This window comes from Flavobacterium tructae, assembly GCF_002217475.1.
In the GTDB taxonomy this organism is placed as follows: domain Bacteria; phylum Bacteroidota; class Bacteroidia; order Flavobacteriales; family Flavobacteriaceae; genus Flavobacterium; species Flavobacterium tructae.
On the sequence record NZ_MUHH01000034.1, the window covers coordinates 29,719 to 48,269 of the forward strand.

An 18,551-nucleotide genomic window follows, 5' to 3' on the forward strand; every position below is an offset into this window, starting at 1 on the left:
GGTGTAAGCCGGATCTTTTTTTGTGCTATATTTAGGGTAGTAAAAAAAAATTTATGGGTAGAAAATTACTATTGATTCTAATTATTGTTTTTGGCGCATTTAAAGCCTCGGGGCAGACTAAAAACGAAAAGCTGGCCATAGGAATCAATCATGGTTTTGGGAGTGAATTTAATAATAGAAATTACACGTTTACCAATCATTTTTATAAAGTAGAATTGCGTTATCGGGTTAATGAATCAAAGTATTTTAAATATGAGGTTTTAGTTCAGTCGGAAGTTAATTTTGGAAGACATCAATTGTTGAATTTTTACTTTGTAAAGCCGGACAGACCTGATTATCTTGAAAAGAGGGAAGAGTATACGAAGTTGAAGGACGTGCATGAGTACGTGCTGAATCTTGGTTTTTTGGTCAGGAAACCAATTGGAAAAGTTTTCTCTGTTTATGCTTTAGGAAGTATTGGACCAATGATTACAGATACGGAAACAGAAAGAATGTCTAAAGGTTTTGCTTTTGCAGATGTTTTTGCGATGGGCTTTTCGTTTAAAATGAATCGCTTACAGCTGGATGCTCGTGGTAACATTCGGCACGTTTCAAATGGAGGTCTAAATAGTGAAAATGCGGGATATAATACCAGAAACATTGAATTAGGGATTTCGTATTTCCTGTAAATAAAAACGAATCTATGAAATTGGAATTTGCTCTGAAAGAGCTATAGCAATAGTATAGTGCGTAGCACTATGAATGATGATGGCAATTATGAGCTACGCCCTGAAAGGGCAAAAGCCTGATGGCAGAGAAAATCTTTCAGCATATTTTGTATGAGATTCTCTAAGAATCTGAATGTTTTTTTGTTGAGATTTAGGTGCGAAAATTGCTTTTGCCCTTTCAGGGCAATTTTACATCTTAATCTAATTTATAGTGCTTCGCACTATGCTTTTGCTTTTAGGACTTTCAGTCCTATTCTTTCTCAACTTTTGTTCCTAATGCAAAAAAAAGTGTCCGATAAATTGAATTATCGGACGCTTTTTTATAGTTTTTTATCGAATGGATTAAGATTCTGCTAGAGGATTTCTTTGCGCTCTAATGATGAAGAAAAGTCCAATAATGATAAACGGAATGCTTAGCCACTGTCCGGTAGAAAAAAGACCTAATTCGTTTTCAAATCCACCCTGACTTTCTTTTACAAATTCTACCACAAAACGTACTGCAAATAAAAGTACAAGGAACAGTCCGAACAATAATCCTGATTTTAATCTTGCGTTCGTTTTCCAGTATAAGAAAAACAAAATCGCAAAAACAAATACATAGCTGATAGCTTCATATAATTGTGTTGGATGTTTTGCAGGAACCTGAGCCAGTAAATCGGCAAATTTAGGATCTGTTGCGATAGCAGTGTACGCAGCCTTAGGATCTGCGATTTGAGTAGCATTTACAGCTTCGTTTTTACTGAATTGATCGTGTAAAAAACGAATTCCAAAGGCAGATTTTGTTTCATGTCCGATAATCTCGGAATTGAAAAAATTCCCTAAACGAACAAAAATAGCACCACTGGCAACCGGAATTACAACACGGTCTAAAATCCATAATAATGGACGTTTCAAAATCATTTTGCTGTAATAATACATGGCAGCAATGATGGCAATAGCCGCACCATGGCTCGCTAATCCCTGAAATCCGGTAAATTCAAATTTTGGCTCGAATCTAACAGGTAAGAATATCTCAAGTAAATGATTTCTAAAATATTCCCAATCGTAAAATAAAACATGTCCTAAACGGGCACCTATTAACGTAGCTAAAACAGTCCAGACAAATAAAGAATCTAATTTGTCGATAGATTCGTTTTCGCGTTCGAAGATCTTTTTCATTAAAAACCACCCTAGTCCGAAAGCAATTACGAACATTAAACTGTAATAACGAATCATAAAAAATCCTAGATCGATTCCTTCTGAAGGATTCCAAACGATATTTAAGGGCTGTGTCATGTGCTGTTGTTTTTTGTATTTTGTAAAAATAGATATTTAAAGTAGTGTTGCTCTTTATAAAAAGTTAATGTTTGTGTGAACATTTCTTCTCAGGAACGGGGTCGTAACCGGTTCTTCCCCAAGGGTGACAGCTTAAGATTCTTTTCATGCCCAGATAGCCTCCATAAAATAAACCATGAGTCTGCAAGGCCTGGATCATGTAAGTGGAGCATGTAGGTTCAAATCTGCAACTCGCCGGCGTAAAAGGCGATATTGCAGATTGATAAAAGCGGACTAATAAAACAAATGGAGTGATTACTTTCATGATTTATTAGAAAATGAGTGATTTATATAGAGAAGCTGGTTCCTTCTTTTCCGTCTTTCAACTGAATTCCCAGGCCAATCAATTGATCGCGAATCTGGTCTGAAAGGGCAAAGTTTTTATCAGCTCTGGCCTGATTTCTCATAGCGATAAGCATGTTTACAGTTCCTTCCAGTTTGTCGGTATTTCCGTCAGCAGCTTTGTCATTGGCTAAGCCTAAAACATCAAAAACAAAAGCATTAATTGCAGTTGTGAAGGTGTTTAAATCTTCTGCTGAGATTGTTTCTTTTCCGTCTTTCAGTAAATTGATATAACGAACCGCTTCAAACAATTGCGCAATCAGAATTGGCGTATTGAAATCATCATTCATAGCATCGTAGCACAATTGTTTCCATGCTGCAATGTCTATAGAACTTGTTGTACCTGCTGAAATTGTAGGTAAAGCATCTACAGCTTCCATTAATCTTTTATATCCTTTTTCGGCAGCCACAATAGCATCATCAGAAAAATCCAGGATGCTTCTATAGTGTGCCTGCAACATGAAAAAGCGGGTTACAGACGCCGAAAAAGCTTTGCTAAGAATGTTATTGTCTCCGCTTAGAATTTCTCCCGGTAAAATATTGTTTCCGGTCGATTTTGCCATTTTCTTTCCGTTTAAAGTCAGCATATTGGCATGCATCCAGTAGTTTACCGGAGACTGACCTGTACATGCTTCGTTTTGTGCGATTTCACATTCGTGATGTGGGAACTTCAAGTCCATTCCACCTCCGTGAATATCGAAATGATTTCCAAGATATTTGGTACTCATGGCGGTACATTCTAAGTGCCAGCCCGGGAAACCATCACTCCATGGCGAAGGCCATCTCATAATATGTTCCGGTTCTGCTTTTTTCCAAAGCGCAAAATCCTGTGGGTTTCTTTTGTCAGATTGTCCGTCAAGATCACGAGTGTTTGCCAGCATATCTTCGATATTTCTACCGCTTAAAATTCCGTAATTATTGGTTTCGTTGTATTTCACAACGTCAAAATAAACCGATCCGTTTGCTTCATAACCAATTCCGGTATCGATAATTTTTTTGATGATTTCGATTTGCTCAATAATGTGTCCGGTAGCAGTTGGTTCAATGCTTGGCGGTAAGAAATTGAAGGATTTCAATATATTATGAAAATCAACGGTATAGCGCTGAACAATTTCCATAGGCTCTAATTGCTCCAATCGTGCTTTTTTGGCAATCTTATCTTCACCTTCATCTACATCGTCTACAATATGCCCCACATCAGTAATGTTACGCACATATCGCACTTTGTAATCTAGGTGTAAAAAATACCTGAATATCACGTCAAAAGACATGAAAGTTCTAACGTTTCCTAAGTGTACATTGCTATAAACCGTAGGTCCGCAAACATACATTCCAACGTTTCCTTCATGTATAGGGTTGAAACTTTCTTTTTCACCCGAAAGTGAATTGTATATTTTTAGAGGTTGAGCTGTGTATAAAGGCATATTTTTACTTTATTGTTTATTGTTTATTGTTTATTGTTTATTGTTTGTTGTTTGTTGGAAAAATGTTATTTGAATTTGAGGCCTTTGATTTCACATTTATTTAAATAATTCATCATAGCCCCTATTTTATTTTTTACCAGTTCAACTTTTTCATTTAGTTCTAAATGCTGTTCTTTATTAATTAGTTTTTTGTCGAACGCTCTGTAGGATTGTGATTTTACTTCTCCGGCTGAACCTTTTGCGATACTTAGAAAATTAATGAATTCTCTATTTCCATTTCGCTCAAAACCTTCAGCAATATTGTCCATTATTGAACCTGAACTTCTGTCAATTTGATTTGTCAGTGAATAATTTGTTTTTAAGTTGGTATTTTGAATCAAATACTCAATTTGCTGACAAATTTCTCTGGCAAGTCTCCAGATTTCCAGATCTTCAAATTTCTCTATTTTTGCCATAAGAACAACAAACTATCAACCAAAAACAACAAACTTTTAAAACTGCGTATCCAATTTAATATAATCCAAAAGTTCTCTTTTAATTTGCGGATCTTTAAATCTACCACCAAATTCAGAGGTTACTGTGCTGCTTTCGATATCTTTGATTCCTCTGGAATTTACGCAAAGATGCTTCGCGTCGATCACGCAGGCTACATCTTCGGTTCCAAGTGCTTTTTGTAATTCCTGAACAATTTGCATGGTTAGACGCTCCTGAACCTGAGGTCTTTTGGCATAATATTCTACAATACGGTTCATTTTGGATAAACCAATAACTCTTCCGTTAGAGATATAAGCCACGTGAGCTCTTCCGATAATTGGCAATAAATGGTGCTCACAAGTAGAATAAACCGTAATATTTTTTTCTACCAGCATTTCACCATATTTGTAGTTGTTGTCAAAAGTAGAAGCTTTTGGCTGTTTTGAAGGATTAAGACCTCCAAAAATTTCTTTTACAAACATTTTGGCCACTCGGTTTGGAGTCCCTTTGATACTGTCATCCGTCAAATCCATTCCTAAGGTTTGAAGGATGTTTTCAACATCTTTTTTTATTTTTTCTATTTTTTCGTCATCACTTAAGTCAAAAGCATCCGGTCTTAAAGGATTTTTTGCGTTACTGCTAAAGTGATTGTCTCCTATTTCGTCTAAAAAATCTTCGTTATTTATCATTAAAAACTTACTATTAGTATGGGTATTTCTTTTTAAGGCGGTAAAGATAATTAATAAATGGTAAACCTTTTCTATGGTTTTTACTATTTAATTGCGGCTTTTGCTATAAAATTCAAATTGTAGAGAAAATGAGGTTTCTTTTAAATACAAAAGACAATAACACAGCATGTTATTGTCTTTTTAAAATTTTATATTCGAATCTTACTTCTTGTTGTAAACCAAAAGAGCTTCTTTTAAAATGTTTACAGCAGTAACTAAATCTTTTTTGTTTAAAACGTACGCAATTCGAACCTGATTCAGTCCCATTCCCGGCGTTGAGTAAAATCCGGCAGCAGGAGCAACCATAACCGTTTCTCCATTCAGATCGTAACTTTCTAAAAGCCATTGCGCAAAATCTTCAGAATTGTCGATAGGCAATTGTGCGATGCAGTAAAATGCTCCTTTTGGTTTCGTCACAATAACGCCTTCAATTTTATTCAGTTCTGCGATTAAAGTGTCGCGACGTTCTTTATATTCGGAAATTACCTCGTCAAAGTAACTTTGCGGAGTATCTATTGCCGCTTCACATGCAATTTGCTCGATCGTAGGAGGACTCAGACGTGCCTGTGCAAACTTCATTACAGTTGCCAATACCTCTTTATTTTTGGTTACCAGGCATCCAATTCTGGCGCCACACATACTATAGCGTTTAGAAACAGAATCGACCATGATCACGTTTTGCTGAACATCTTCCAGATTCATTACAGAAAAATGTTTGTCGTCTCCGTCGTATAAAAACTCACGATAGACTTCGTCAGCAATCAGGTATAGATCGTGTTTTTTGATTAAGGCTGCCAATTGTCTGATTTCTTCTTCAGAATATAAATATCCGGTTGGATTGCCGGGATTGCAAATTAATATGGCTTTTGTTTTTTTGGTAATGAGTTTTTCAACTTCTTCAATACTTGGTAAAGCAAATGCTGTTTCGATAGTCGAAACCAAAGGAACGACAGTTGCACTTGTTGAAGAGGCAAATGCATGGTAATTAGCATAAAAAGGTTCCGGAATGATAATTTCATCTCCCGGATCTGTAATTGTGGCCAGCGCAAATAGTAAGGCTTCAGAACCACCAGTTGTAACAATGATGTCTTCTGTGTTAACGTTTACATTTTGACGCTGGTAAAATTGAGCTAATTTTTTTCTATAGCTTTCGTATCCGGCTGACGGACTATATTCTATAAGGGTTAAGTCAATATTTTTTACCGCCTCGATGGCCACTTCGGGTGTCTTGATATCCGGTTGACCAATGTTTAAATGATACACTTTGTGTCCTTTTTTCTTTGCTAAATCAGCAAAAGGAGCAAGTTTACGTATCGGTGATTCGGGCATGTTTCTGCCTTTGTGTGAGATTGTTGGCATGGGTTTTATTTATTGAAGTGCAAATTTGCATTTTTTTTTCGAATTTAACGTAAACATTACAGGTACTTATTAATTTGTAGTAATTATCGATATTTTTAGTAATTTTATCTTAAAATTTTATCAATGAGAAAACATTTCATGTTGTTTTTTGGGCTTTTCATAGCTTTTACACTTCAGGCGCAAGAAGATTTTCAAATAGGAAATCGTGCCTCTAAGGTTACCATACCTTTTACGTTAATTAATAATCTGGTTTTTATTCCTATAAAAGTAAATGGAGCAGAACTGAATTTCTTACTGGATTCCGGTGTTGAAGAAACCATTTTGTTCAGTATGGAAGAAAAGCAGGAAGTTAGTTTTAAAAATGTTCAGAAAATTAAGCTGAGAGGTTTAGGAAGTGAAAACGAAATTGAAGGTTTGAAATCGACGAATAATGTCTTAGAAACTCATGGTTTAAAATCAAATAACCATTTACTTTATGTTATTTTGGACCAAACTTTTAATTTATCATCACACATTGGAATTCCGGTGAATGGCATTATCGGATATAAATTTTTCAAAAACAACCTCGTTGAGTTAAACTATCAAAAGAAGAAAATTGTTGTTTATCAGAATAATGAAGAAACTCTTAAAAGACTGAATAAAAAATTTAAAGCAGTCCCGATTACGATCGAAAGAGCTAAACCGTATCTGTACACAACCGCATTTGTGGACAATGTTGCTGTACCCGCAAAAATGTTAATCGATATTGGTAATAGTGACGCTTTTTGGATTTTTAAGAATGATATTATAAAACTGCCGAATAAAAATTTCCCTGATTTTCTGGGGAAAGGTTTCAGTGGTGATATCGAAGGACATCGTGCCAAAATTGAAAAGTTTTCTATCGGTGAGTTTGATTTTAAAAATCCTATCGTGGCTTTTCCGGATTCAACTTCGATTCGAAATGTAAAGATGGTACCGGGACGAATTGGTTCTGTTGGCGGGGAAGTTTTAAAACGATTTACAGTTGTATTGGATTATGCGGATAAAACATTGTATCTCAAGAAAAATAGTAAATTTTTAGAACCTTTCACGTATAACAAGAGCGGAATTACTGTGCAGCACAATGGGCTTCAATGGGTTCAGGAGACGGTTCATTTGGAGACTGTACAGGTTGTTAATTCAATTCAGGAAGCGGGTTATACCGCTAAAAAAGATAACAATTTCAGATATAAGTTTTCATTAAAACCAATTTATGAAATTGTAAACATCCGTAAAAATTCAGCCGCAGAACGTTGTGGGTTGAAAGCTGGAGATGTCATTGTTCGAATTAATCACGCACTTCCATACAAATATACCTTACAGCAGATCAATTCACTTTTAAAGTCAGAAGAAGACGTTTGGATAGATTTAGAAATAGAAAGAAACAGTCTTCTTTTAAAATTTAGATTTAAACTGGAAGATGAATTGTAGAAAAAATTAAATGTTGCTTTTTATTACAGGGATCTTTTGTAAAGATTTAATTATTAAAGTAAGCTTTAACTGTTTAATAAACATTATTATTTTGTTATGTTTGTAAAAAAATAATTGGAGGTTTATGGTTAAAAAAAACGCTAATTTCTTTCGATTTTTATTATCCTTTATTGTCTTACTGATTTGTACGTCAAAAATTCATGCGCAGTGTGCGGGAACCGATGCGCAAATAATAATTTGTGATATTGAAAATCCGGTCAATCAATCAATTTCTTTGTTTTCGTTATTGGGAGGTACACCAACTCCGGGAGGCACCTGGACGGATAATAATAATCTGAGAGGTCTTGATTCTGCTACAGGAATGTTAAATGCCCAGCTTATTTCAAGTGGGGGAACTTACCAATACACCTATACCGTAACAACGCCGGGATGTGTGGTAGATAAAGCAACCGTAACCTTAACTATTGGCGCATATTCGGGAATTGGAACTGAAGCTACAATCTGTAATGACAGAGGAGAGTATAACCTTTTTACGGCATTTAATAGTGTTATTATGGGGCCGCATTCCAACGGAACATGGAGGGATAGTAGCGGTAGGATTGTAAGATCTACGTTCACGGTACCAAAGGTACAAGTGAAGACCACTTATAATTTTACGTACACAGTGCCGCCCGTACTGGCATGCGAATCGGTACCACTTACTTCTGCAGTGAAGATAACGGTTGTAAGGAAGCCGGAAGCCGGAGATCCAACTGATAAAGAATTATGCGGCACGACTGACTTAGGACCTTATGCTAATTTTGACCTGCACGACCTGCTTTCAGGGGAAGATATGGGAGGTAAGTGGAGTGGTCCCGGTATTACCGCGTCAACAGGTCATACCGTTAATCTTCAGACATTGTTTGCTACATCCGGAGCGGGAGAGTACACCTATACCTACACTGTTTTTGCGGTTCCGGATCAGAATATCTGTGAAAATGATAGTGAAACGGTAAAAATTACACTGGAAAAAAGATTAGATTTTACCGGCGCAAGGGTGTTGGTTGATTCAGATATTTGTGAAGATAAAATTGCAACGGCATCCTATACCGCAAGAATTATGCAAGGGCCGCAAGTAATTCCGAACGGAGAATATGAAGTTCAGTACACTATTACAGGGCCTACCGTTGCATCAGCAACTGTAAAGGCTAATTTTACTAATGGGATATTGATATTTCCGCTTAGCTCTGCTTATTTTAAGCAAATAGGCACATTTACGCTTACTGTGACTAGCATTATAGCTACATCCAGTAAAAAATTATGTACCAATATAATTAATAATTTATCAGACGATTTAATTATTAGTCCGTTGCCGCGTTTAGATGGAGCCATTTTAACCACTAGTCCAATTTGTCAAAATGAGGCAGCAATAATTCAGCTTTCAAATGCTTCGTTATTGGCTAATGGAACTTACAGAATTACTTATAATCTGACAGGAGATAATGTTGTTACCGGAAGAACAGTAAATATTACAGTTTCCGGTGGGAATGCAAACTTTGTAATTCCGGCGAGTTTAAATGTAAAAAGCGGATCGTCAGCAATTACGATAACAAGTATTACAAACATAACGAATCCATCTCCCCAATGTGCGAATGTAGCCAATGTAAAAGGGAATCAGATTATTAATCCTTTGCCAGATGGGACAACTATTGTCGTACAGGTCGAAAACTTTTGTTTTGGAGAGCCAGTTCCTGTAGCTGTTTCCGGATTAGGAAATTTAACAGACATTACGCTCTCTTACACGCTTTCTGATAGTAATTCTTCTGCATTACAGACCATTGTTTTAGCAGTTACAAACGGGAAAGCTACTTTTGTTATTCCTCAGGAATTGCTTTTAAATACAGGTTCAACAAGAATTAAAGCTCTTAATGTGAAGAACAATGTGACATCCTGTGATATTGATTTGGTTAATGTGTCGGACACTTTTATGTTAAATGCAATTCCTGACGCTCCGCTTGCAGCTAGTCCGCAGATTTTTTGTAAAGTAGAGGGAGCGGTAATCACAAATTTAACACCACGAGGAACTCAGTACAAATGGTATAGTTCTGCAACGGTAACTACGCCACTTGCAGACACTTATGTTTTAAAAACAGAACAGCTTTATGTAAGAGAGATTTCTGCTGCAAATTGCCTTTCTGCGCCCACTCCCGTTTCAGTTGTGGTAAACGATACGCCGGCTCCAACTCTGAATTCAGGTGGGGAAAATTTTTGTGGTTTAAAAAATCCGACGATTGCAGATTTATCAAAAGCGACCAATGTATCTTCGACAGTTGCGTGGTATGATGCCGAAAATAACGGTAATTTATTGACTTCAACAACTTTGCTTCGCGATAAGGCAACTTATTACGGTTTCGATCTTTCGATTGTAACCAGTTGTATTTCTGATGATTATTTAGGCGTTACAGTTTCTTTATTCGATTGTAATCCGGATGAATATGCTTTTTTTATTCCGGACGGATTTTCACCAAACGGAGATAACGTAAATGATACTTTCAGGATTCCGGATATAGAATTTTTATACCCGGATTATACTCTTGAAATCTTCAACAGATATGGAAATGTAATGTTTAAAGGAAATAGAAATAAACCCAATTGGGATGGGAGAAATTCCGAATCGGCCGGTTTTGGTGACGGAATTGTGCCAAATGGAGTCTATTTTTATGTGGTCAATTTTAATAAAGACAACAGACGTCCGCAGCAGGGCCGATTTTACCTGAACAGATAGTTTCTTTTTATAGTATTTAAGATAAGTTTCAAATGAAAAAAGTACTACTTTTTATAAGTTTCCTCTTTTGTATCACATCAGCCTCAGCCCAACAGGATCCTGAGTACACCCATTATATGTACAACATGAGTGTAGTCAATCCTGCTTATGCGACAGGAGTTCCTGCTATGATGAATTTTGGAGGATTGTACAGAACGCAATGGGTTGGAGCCGTTGGAGCGCCTAAAACTTTTACCTTTTTCGGACATACAGCTTTAAGCGATAAAATTGAAGTGGGATTATCATTGGTTTCAGATGATATTGGCGACGGAGCAAAAAAAGAGAATAATTTTTATGCTGATTTTGCCTATGTCTTAAATCTGGGTGGAAAAAATAAACTTTCGCTTGGACTAAAAGCAGGTTATACATCGCTCCAAAGTAATTTCAACGGGTTTAAATTAGAAAGCGGGAATGCGGCCAGTGATTTGGCTTTCGCCGAAAATGTAAATGTCACCAAGCCTAATATTGGAGTGGGAGCCTATTACTTCAGAGATAATTTTTATGTCGGATTGTCTGTACCCAATTTGTTGGGCACGAAACACCTTGAAGAGAAATCCGGAATCAACGCTTACGGATCAGAAGCCATACATACTTTTTTAACGGCAGGATATGTTTTCCAACTCAATGATAAGGTTAAATTAAAGCCCGCTTTTATGTCAAAATTTGTTCCGGGAACGCCGATTACTTTAGATCTGACAGCCAATGTTTTGTACAATAATAAATTTGAATTGGGTGCAGCCTATAGAGTAAACGATGCTGTAAGTGCTTTAATGAACATAAATGTAACGCCAACTTTAAGAGTGGGCTATGCTTACGATCATACTTTGTCGAATATGGGAAGGTTTAATTCTGGTACACACGAAATTATGCTGCTTTTTGATTTAGACTTATTAGGAAAAGGATATGATAAATCGCCAAGATTCTTTTAAAATGAAAAACAGGAAAAAATTACTCGTTATTGTATTCGTATTTTTAATACAGTTTATACAGGCTCAGGATTTTGAATTGGCCAGAGCCAAACGTTTTTTTGATAAAACGCATTATGCTGAAGCGATTACTTTATATGAAAAATTAGCAGAAAATAAGCCTTCACAGGAAGTGATCAGGAATCTGGCAGACTCTTATTTTTACACTAACGATTTGATAAAAGCACAGCGTTATTACCGACTTTTGATCCAAAATTATGGAAATGGTTTAGATCGGAATTATTATTTCAGATATGCACAGACTTTAAAAGCAAGCAACAGTTACGACGATGCCAATGCAGCTTTAAAGGAGTATTATTCAAAATCAGATCATAGTGATGCGGTTTCTAATTTTGAGAAAGAGTTAAAAACTCTGGAGAATGTTTCGGCAATAGGGAAACGATATGAACTTAAAAATCTGGCAATCAACACTCCTAATTCAGAGTTTGGAGCAGTAAAATATAATGAAAACCTGGTTTTTGCAGGAGTAAAATTAAAGCCCGGATTGTTGGATAAAAAATTCAAATGGGACAATGAAACCTATTTGAATCTGGTGACGATTCCTCTTAAAAACAGCAATTCCGCGGATTCTATAGTTCATTATTTTGCGAAAGAGTTAAAAAGCGGGATGCACGAGGCAAACGCGGTTTTTACGAAAGACGGTAAAACGATTTATTTTACGCGTAACAATTCCAAAAATAAAAGTAAGAAAACAAACGAGCAGAAAATTTCGAATCTTCAGATCTTTAAAGCTGAATTGGTGGAAGGAAAATGGAAAAATGTAACGTCTCTTCCGTTTAACAGTTCAGAATATTCAGTCGAACATCCCGCTTTGAGTCCGGATGAAAAAGTGTTGTACTTTGCATCAGATATGCCGGGAACTTTGGGTTCATTTGATATTTATTCGGTAAACATTAATAAAGGAGCATTTGATACACCTCGAAATTTAGGGCCAACCATTAATACCGACAAAAGAGAGCAGTTCCCTTTTGTTTCGACAGACCAAAAACTCTATTTTTCTTCTGACGGACATTTGGGTTATGGGTCACTTGATGTTTTTGTTTCCGATATTAAAGGAAACGAATACAGTAAGCCGGTGAATGTGGGACAGCCTTTGAATTCAAATGGGGATGATTTCTCTTTTAATATCGATGCCGATACCAAAGAAGGTTATTTTGCTTCGAATAGAGAGGGAGGAAAAGGGAGCGATGATATTTATCAGATTAAAGAAATCAAAGATCTAATTGTAGAAGATTGTAAACAATTCATCGCAGGAGTTATTACAGATGTCGATACTAAGCTACCCTTAGAAAATGCAACAGTGATTTTACAGAATTCAGATCAGAAGGTTTTGAATACAACAATTACCACCACAGATGGGAAGTTTAGTTTTACTGTTGATTGCGAAAGTTCGTTTACAGTTTTAAGTTCCAAAGAAAAGTATACAAGCGAATCGAGAATCATATCTTCCGGAAAAACCAGAGACGCAAGCCATGATGCTTCGATGGCATTAAGATCTTTGGAGGTTATTAAACAAGAGGAGCTACAAACTGCTGAAAAGAAAAGACGGGAAGAACAGCAGCTTGCAGAAAAGAAAAAACAGGAGGAAGAAATTGATACGAAACGAAGAAAAGAAAGAGAAGCACTGGCTGCTATTGCTTTAAAAGAAGCCGATAAAAAGGCGAAGGCAGACGAAATTATTGCAAAAGACATTAGAAAGAAAGAGAAAACTGCTCAGATTCTTGCACAGGAAAAAGATGTGGTAAAAGACAATAAAGGCAGATTAATCATTAAAACTGATCCGATTTATTTTGATTATAATTTGTGGTACATCCGAAAAGAATCTAAAGTTGTATTAGGGCGTGTGGTCGAATTAATGAAGAAATATCCAGACATGGTAATCGAAATTGGATCACATACCGATTCGAGAGGAAATGAAAAGTTTAATGCCAATTTATCTCAAAAAAGAGCCAATTCAACCAGAGACTTTATAATAGAGTCAGGTATTAACGCCAAAAGGGTGACGGCTAAGGGATATGGGGAATCGGTACCTATTGTGAAATGTAATCCCGATGAAGCGTGCTCAGAAGAAGAACACGAATTGAACAGAAGAAGTGAATTTGTAATTAAGGACTTATAATTGCAAGAGTTAAACCAACTCGACAGATTTTTAAAACCTTGTCGGGTTTGATGTTTAAAAAATTAGTTGAGAACCCTTTCTTTTGGCTTCTTTTTTATTTAATTTTATAAAATAACAACGATTAAAATAAAAATAATTATGAAAAACCTAGTTGTATCCTGCTTGCTTGTGACTTGTATCGGACTTCAAAGCTGTAAAAACAATGAAAATCAGAAGGCAGCTGAAGCAGCTAAAGCAGATGCTGAGACCATCGTAAGTACAGAATGTTACAAAGCTATATATGAAAAAGATATTATCGATTTAAAAGTAAACACGCTAAAAAATGGAAAGATAAGTGGTAACATGACTATGAAAGTTTCCGCGGCAACAGAAAGAGTGGGAGAACTTACAGGAGAATTTCGCGGAGACACCTTATTTGTCGATTATACTTTCCAAGAGGTAACCAACAAGAATAAAACTTTTAAAAATCCAATGGCATTCTTAAAGAAAGACAAAAGACTTATTTTAGGTAACGGGACGATGCAGACTACTATGGGAGTTACTTACCTGGTAAAAGATAAACCAATCGATTTTGATCGTGTAAAATATAAATTTGATGCTGTTGAGTGTACTGAGAAAGCAAAATAATGACCTCTAAAAAATAAATCCGACAGACTTTTAAAACCTTTCGGATTTAGATTGAAAATACAGATAAAAAAAGCCGCTTCTTAATTTCTGAAAGCGGCTTTACTATTTTTTAGATTTAATTCTTTATAAAACTTCACCTTTGATTTTTAAGGCAACTCTACCGTCAGGGTAGTTTACGGCATTCGTTTCAACGGTTATTGTTTTACGAATCGGACCGGAAACCATGTTGTATTTTACATCAATTTTACCTTTTTTTCCTGGCATAACTGCTGCTGCCGGTTTGGTAACAACTATAGAACTTACAGTAGATTCAGCACCGGTAATCAAAAGTGGGGCATCACCTGTATTGGTAAATTCAAAAGAGCGAACTCCGTTGTCACTTTTCGAAATTTTTCCATAATCAATTGTATTGTCTTGGGCTTCAAATTCAATTTTTGGGCCGTTTTGTGCATAACTTATTGTACTAAACAATACGACTGCAATAAAAGAGGCTACATTTTTCATTTCAAATTTTTTTTAAGTTGTAAGTAAATATACATTCTTTTAATTAACACACAAATTATTAATTCGCTTTTTATAGTGTACTTAATTATTTACTTTTGCTGTCAATAATTAGTACAAAAATTGAACCAGTTTTTCTGTTTAATTGTTTAGACGTGTATCTGCTTCATCGATTGATGATTAGCAAAAGATGTAATTGCAGTAATAAAACGATTAAACAAATAAGCAAATTAACGATTAAACAACCCTAGTAAATGACAATTCCAGCACAATTTGACGCTAAGACGATCGAGAACAAATGGTATGATTACTGGATGAAGAACAACTATTTTCATTCAGAACCTGATCACAGAACACCATATACAATTGTAATTCCGCCACCAAACGTCACAGGAGTCCTTCACATGGGGCATATGCTGAACAATACTATTCAGGATGTTTTAATTCGTAGAGCGCGTCTTAAAGGTTTTAATGCCTGTTGGGTTCCGGGAACGGATCATGCTTCTATCGCGACAGAAGCAAAAGTAGTACAGAAATTAAAAGCGGAAGGAATCAATAAGAATGATTTAACCCGTGAAGAATTTTTAGCACACGCCTGGGAATGGACGGATAAATATGGCGGTGTAATCTTAGATCAGCTTAAAAAATTAGGAGCTTCCTGTGATTGGGAAAGAACTAAATTTACAATGGATCCTGATATGTCAGCATCTGTAATTCGCTCGTTTGTAGATTTGTACAATAAAGGGTTAATTTACAGAGGATACCGAATGGTAAACTGGGATCCGGAAGCAAAAACAACGCTTTCTGACGAAGAAGTAATCTATGAAGAACAACAAGGAAAATTATTTTTCTTAAAATATAAAATCGAAGGTTCAGAAGATTTTCTGACGATCGCCACGACACGTCCTGAAACTATTTTTGGAGACACTGCGATCTGTATTAACCCAAATGATGAGCGTTTTGCACATCTAAAAGGGAAAAAAGCTATCGTTCCAATTTGTGGAAGAGTTATTCCGATTATTGAAGACGAATATGTAGATGTTGAATTCGGAACCGGATGTTTAAAAGTAACTCCGGCACACGATATGAATGATAAAACGTTAGGAGAGAAGCACAATCTTGAAATCGTTGATATCTTTAATGAAGATGCTACATTAAATAGTTTCGGATTACATTATCAGGGCAAAGACCGTTTTGTGGTTCGTACTGAAATTGCAAAAGAATTAGAGGAAATCGGAGCTTTGGCTAAAACCGAAATCCATTTGAATAAAGTAGGAACCTCCGAAAGAACCAAAGCGGTAATCGAACCAAGATTATCTGACCAATGGTTTTTGAAAATGGAAGAGTTGGTAAAACCTGCAATTAAGTCCGTTTTGGAAACAGGAGATATCAAATTGCATCCAAAACGTTTCGAGAACACTTATGCGCATTGGTTAAACAACATCCGTGATTGGAATATCTCACGTCAATTATGGTGGGGACAACAAATTCCGGCTTATTATTATGGAGATGGAAAAGAAGACTTCGTAGTAGCTGAAACTATTGAAGAAGCTTTAGTTTTAGCTAAAGAGAGAACATCTAACAACTCATTGACAGCAGCTGACTTAAAACAAGATGTTGACGCCTTAGATACCTGGTTTTCATCATGGCTTTGGCCAATGTCAGTTTTTGGTGGAATTATGGATCCGGAAAGTGCAGATTATAAATATTACTATCCAACAAATGACTTGGTAACAGGTCCGGATATTTTATTCTTCTGGGTAGCCAGAATGATCATTGCAGGTTACGAATACGCAGGTGAAAAACCATTTACAAATGTGTATTTAACCGGTTTAGTTCGTGATAAACAACGTCGTAAAATGTCTAAATCATTAGGGAATTCACCTGATCCTTTAGATTTGATCGATAAATTTAGTGCAGATGGAGTTCGTGTAGGATTGCTTTTAAGTGCTTCTGCCGGAAACGATATTATGTTTGATGAAGAATTATGCAATCAGGGGAAAGCATTTTCAAACAAAATCTGGAATGCTTTTAAATTAATCAAAGGATGGGAAGTTTCTGAAACGATTCCACAACCTGAATCTTCAAAAGTAGCCATCGAGTGGTACGAAGCAAAATTGCAGCAAACCTTAGTTGATATTGAAGATAATTTCGAAAAATACAGAATTTCAGATTCGTTGATGGCCATTTATAAATTGGTGTGGGATGATTTCTGTTCGTGGTTTTTAGAAATGATTAAACCGGCCTATCAACAGCCAATTGATAAAGCAACGTTTGATAAAGCGATCGAAATGTTAGAAAGCAACTTGAAATTGCTGCATCCGTTTATGCCTTTCTTAACCGAAGAAATTTGGCATTTACTTGCTGACAGAACTCCGGAAGAAGCTTTAATCGTTTCTACCTGGCCAGAATTAAAACCTTTCAACGCCAGTTTAATTTCAGATTTTGAAAGTACAATTGAAGTAATTTCAGGAATCAGAACAATTCGTAAGGATAAAAATATTCCGTTTAAAGATGCGATCGAATTGAAAGCAATCAACAGTGAGAATATCACGACCTATTTTGACTCTATCGTTACGAAGTTAGGGAACATTTCAGCTTTCGAATATGTTACAGCTAAAGTAGACGGAGCATTGTCTTTCCGTGTAAAATCAAATGAATATTTCATCCCGATTTCTGGAAACATCAATGTAGAAGAAGAAATTGCCAAACTGACTGCAGAGCTGGTATACACGCAAGGCTTCTTAAAATCTGTTCAGGCAAAATTATCTAACGAAAAATTTGTTGCCGGAGCACCGGAGAAAGTTTTGGCTAATGAAAAACAAAAAGAAGCTGATGCTTTAGCAAAAATTGCTACAATCGAGCAAAGTATTGCCGGATTGAAATAATTCGCTTTGTAATTAATATTTAACCCGACAGATTTTTGAAAATCTGTCGGGTTTGTTGTTTTTAATCGTCACGAATTCACGAATTATTTGTTTTCACAGATAGTAAAAAATAAAATTCGTGAATTCGTGGCTATTAAAAGTAAGTTACTTTACAGGTTCTCTAAGTATTGTTCTTAATTTCTCAGAAGCTGTTTTTCTAAAGTCTGATAGATAAATTTCATGGTGTAAGCCATTTTGTTCCAGCTGGTGTGCTGTAGAAAACTCCTGTATTTTTTTTAGTGTTTGAGGCTCATTTTCAAAAGGTCCGATATGAAGAACCTGTATCACTTTGCCTTCAGCCATCTCATAAAACTCTATTGATTTCGCTCGTTCGATTTGTTTTTTATTGGCAGTATTTTGAATGGCTTCTTCTGTTTGCTCTTTAGTTACGAAATTCGGCATTCTGATCATAATTCTGTAATCCCACTCACTTCGGGGTATTTTTAGCGGAGCTTCATCCATAGAAATGCCTTTGTATTTTTCAGTATCAAAACTCCACAGGGCTTCCAGTTTTGGAACAACAAAATCGTTATTTACGGCTTTCTGCATAAATTTAATAGCATAAGCAGTGGCATACAATGCCTGAATATTCTCTAAGAATTCTTGTCCCGAAGGATCACCTTTTCCTGTAATCGATAGGTAATTTGTTTTTTCAATGTAAACTATCTCGGGATTAGTTTTAGCAGTGTAGTATACTTTGTCGGTTTTTGTTAAATCTAGTTTGCTCATCTTTTTAGTTTTATTACAAATTAAATCACAGAAGGTGACAACAGTATGTCAGCAGAAATATT

General features: G+C 36.0%; 15 protein-coding genes. 7 read left to right on the forward strand and 8 right to left on the reverse strand.

Annotated features, from left to right (window positions below; translation table 11 throughout):
- The first annotated feature begins 53 nt into the window (after positions 1 to 53).
- A complete protein-coding gene (locus B0A80_RS15510) occupies positions 54 to 668 on the forward strand; it encodes an acyloxyacyl hydrolase (RefSeq protein WP_089077846.1) in 615 nt (204 codons plus the stop codon).
- A gap of 381 nt (positions 669 to 1,049) precedes the next feature.
- On the opposite strand, the gene lgt is transcribed toward B0A80_RS15510, so the two are convergent.
- From lgt to B0A80_RS15540, 6 genes are all read right to left on the reverse strand, one after another.
- Positions 1,050 to 1,982, reverse strand: coding sequence for a prolipoprotein diacylglyceryl transferase (lgt, locus tag B0A80_RS15515; protein ID WP_070906974.1), 933 nt, complete (start codon positions 1,980 to 1,982; stop codon positions 1,050 to 1,052).
- Between the two features lie 64 nt (positions 1,983 to 2,046).
- Positions 2,047 to 2,286: a membrane protein insertion efficiency factor YidD gene (gene yidD / locus B0A80_RS15520; protein ID WP_070906973.1), complete on the reverse strand. Its 240-nt coding sequence runs from the start codon at positions 2,284 to 2,286 to the stop codon at positions 2,047 to 2,049.
- Between the two features lie 22 nt (positions 2,287 to 2,308).
- Entirely contained in the window at positions 2,309 to 3,787 is a 1,479-nt protein-coding gene (gene cysS, locus B0A80_RS15525) for a cysteine--tRNA ligase (RefSeq protein ID WP_017498212.1), read from the reverse strand.
- Positions 3,788 to 3,852: 65 nt separating this feature from the next.
- The gene (locus tag B0A80_RS15530) at positions 3,853 to 4,242 is read right to left on the reverse strand and encodes a four helix bundle protein (protein WP_070906972.1); all 390 of its coding nucleotides are present in this window, start codon (positions 4,240 to 4,242) and stop codon (positions 3,853 to 3,855) included.
- Positions 4,243 to 4,278: 36 nt separating this feature from the next.
- The gene (gene folE, locus B0A80_RS15535; RefSeq protein WP_017498209.1) at positions 4,279 to 4,950 is read right to left on the reverse strand and encodes a GTP cyclohydrolase I FolE; all 672 of its coding nucleotides are present in this window, start codon (positions 4,948 to 4,950) and stop codon (positions 4,279 to 4,281) included.
- 201 nt (positions 4,951 to 5,151) lie between these two features.
- A complete protein-coding gene (locus B0A80_RS15540) occupies positions 5,152 to 6,348 on the reverse strand; it encodes a pyridoxal phosphate-dependent aminotransferase (RefSeq protein WP_070906971.1) in 1,197 nt (398 codons plus the stop codon).
- A gap of 123 nt (positions 6,349 to 6,471) precedes the next feature.
- Between B0A80_RS15540 and B0A80_RS15545 the strand changes: the two genes are divergently transcribed.
- The 5 genes from B0A80_RS15545 (at position 6,472) to B0A80_RS15565 (ending at position 14,332) form a co-directional block, all read left to right on the forward strand.
- On the forward strand, positions 6,472 to 7,797 hold the full coding sequence (locus B0A80_RS15545; protein WP_017498207.1) for a PDZ domain-containing protein: 1,326 nt from the start codon (positions 6,472 to 6,474) through the stop codon (positions 7,795 to 7,797).
- 124 nt (positions 7,798 to 7,921) lie between these two features.
- A complete protein-coding gene (locus B0A80_RS15550; protein WP_089077847.1) occupies positions 7,922 to 10,561 on the forward strand; it encodes a gliding motility-associated C-terminal domain-containing protein in 2,640 nt (879 codons plus the stop codon).
- Positions 10,562 to 10,593: 32 nt separating this feature from the next.
- Positions 10,594 to 11,529, forward strand: a complete 936-nt coding sequence (locus B0A80_RS15555; protein ID WP_070906968.1) for a PorP/SprF family type IX secretion system membrane protein — start codon at positions 10,594 to 10,596, stop codon at positions 11,527 to 11,529.
- A 1-nt stretch (position 11,530) separates the two neighbouring features.
- Complete coding sequence (locus B0A80_RS15560; RefSeq protein WP_233430757.1) at positions 11,531 to 13,705, forward strand: OmpA family protein; 2,175 nt, start codon at positions 11,531 to 11,533, stop codon at positions 13,703 to 13,705.
- 138 nt (positions 13,706 to 13,843) lie between these two features.
- Entirely contained in the window at positions 13,844 to 14,332 is a 489-nt protein-coding gene (locus tag B0A80_RS15565; RefSeq protein ID WP_089077849.1) for a hypothetical protein, read from the forward strand.
- A 123-nt stretch (positions 14,333 to 14,455) separates the two neighbouring features.
- Here B0A80_RS15565 and B0A80_RS15570 read toward each other — a convergent pair whose 3' ends face one another.
- Positions 14,456 to 14,836 carry a DUF1573 domain-containing protein gene (locus B0A80_RS15570; protein WP_017498202.1) on the reverse strand — a complete coding sequence of 127 codons (381 nt, stop codon included), beginning with the start codon at positions 14,834 to 14,836 and terminating at the stop codon, positions 14,456 to 14,458.
- Between the two features lie 251 nt (positions 14,837 to 15,087).
- Here B0A80_RS15570 and B0A80_RS15575 point away from each other — a divergent pair, with 251 nt between their 5' ends.
- Positions 15,088 to 17,721: a valine--tRNA ligase gene (locus tag B0A80_RS15575; RefSeq protein ID WP_089077850.1), complete on the forward strand. Its 2,634-nt coding sequence runs from the start codon at positions 15,088 to 15,090 to the stop codon at positions 17,719 to 17,721.
- A 144-nt stretch (positions 17,722 to 17,865) separates the two neighbouring features.
- On the opposite strand, the gene B0A80_RS15580 is transcribed toward B0A80_RS15575, so the two are convergent.
- Positions 17,866 to 18,489 carry a GyrI-like domain-containing protein gene (locus tag B0A80_RS15580; RefSeq protein ID WP_089077851.1) on the reverse strand — a complete coding sequence of 208 codons (624 nt, stop codon included), beginning with the start codon at positions 18,487 to 18,489 and terminating at the stop codon, positions 17,866 to 17,868.
- Positions 18,490 to 18,551 lie beyond the last annotated feature (62 nt).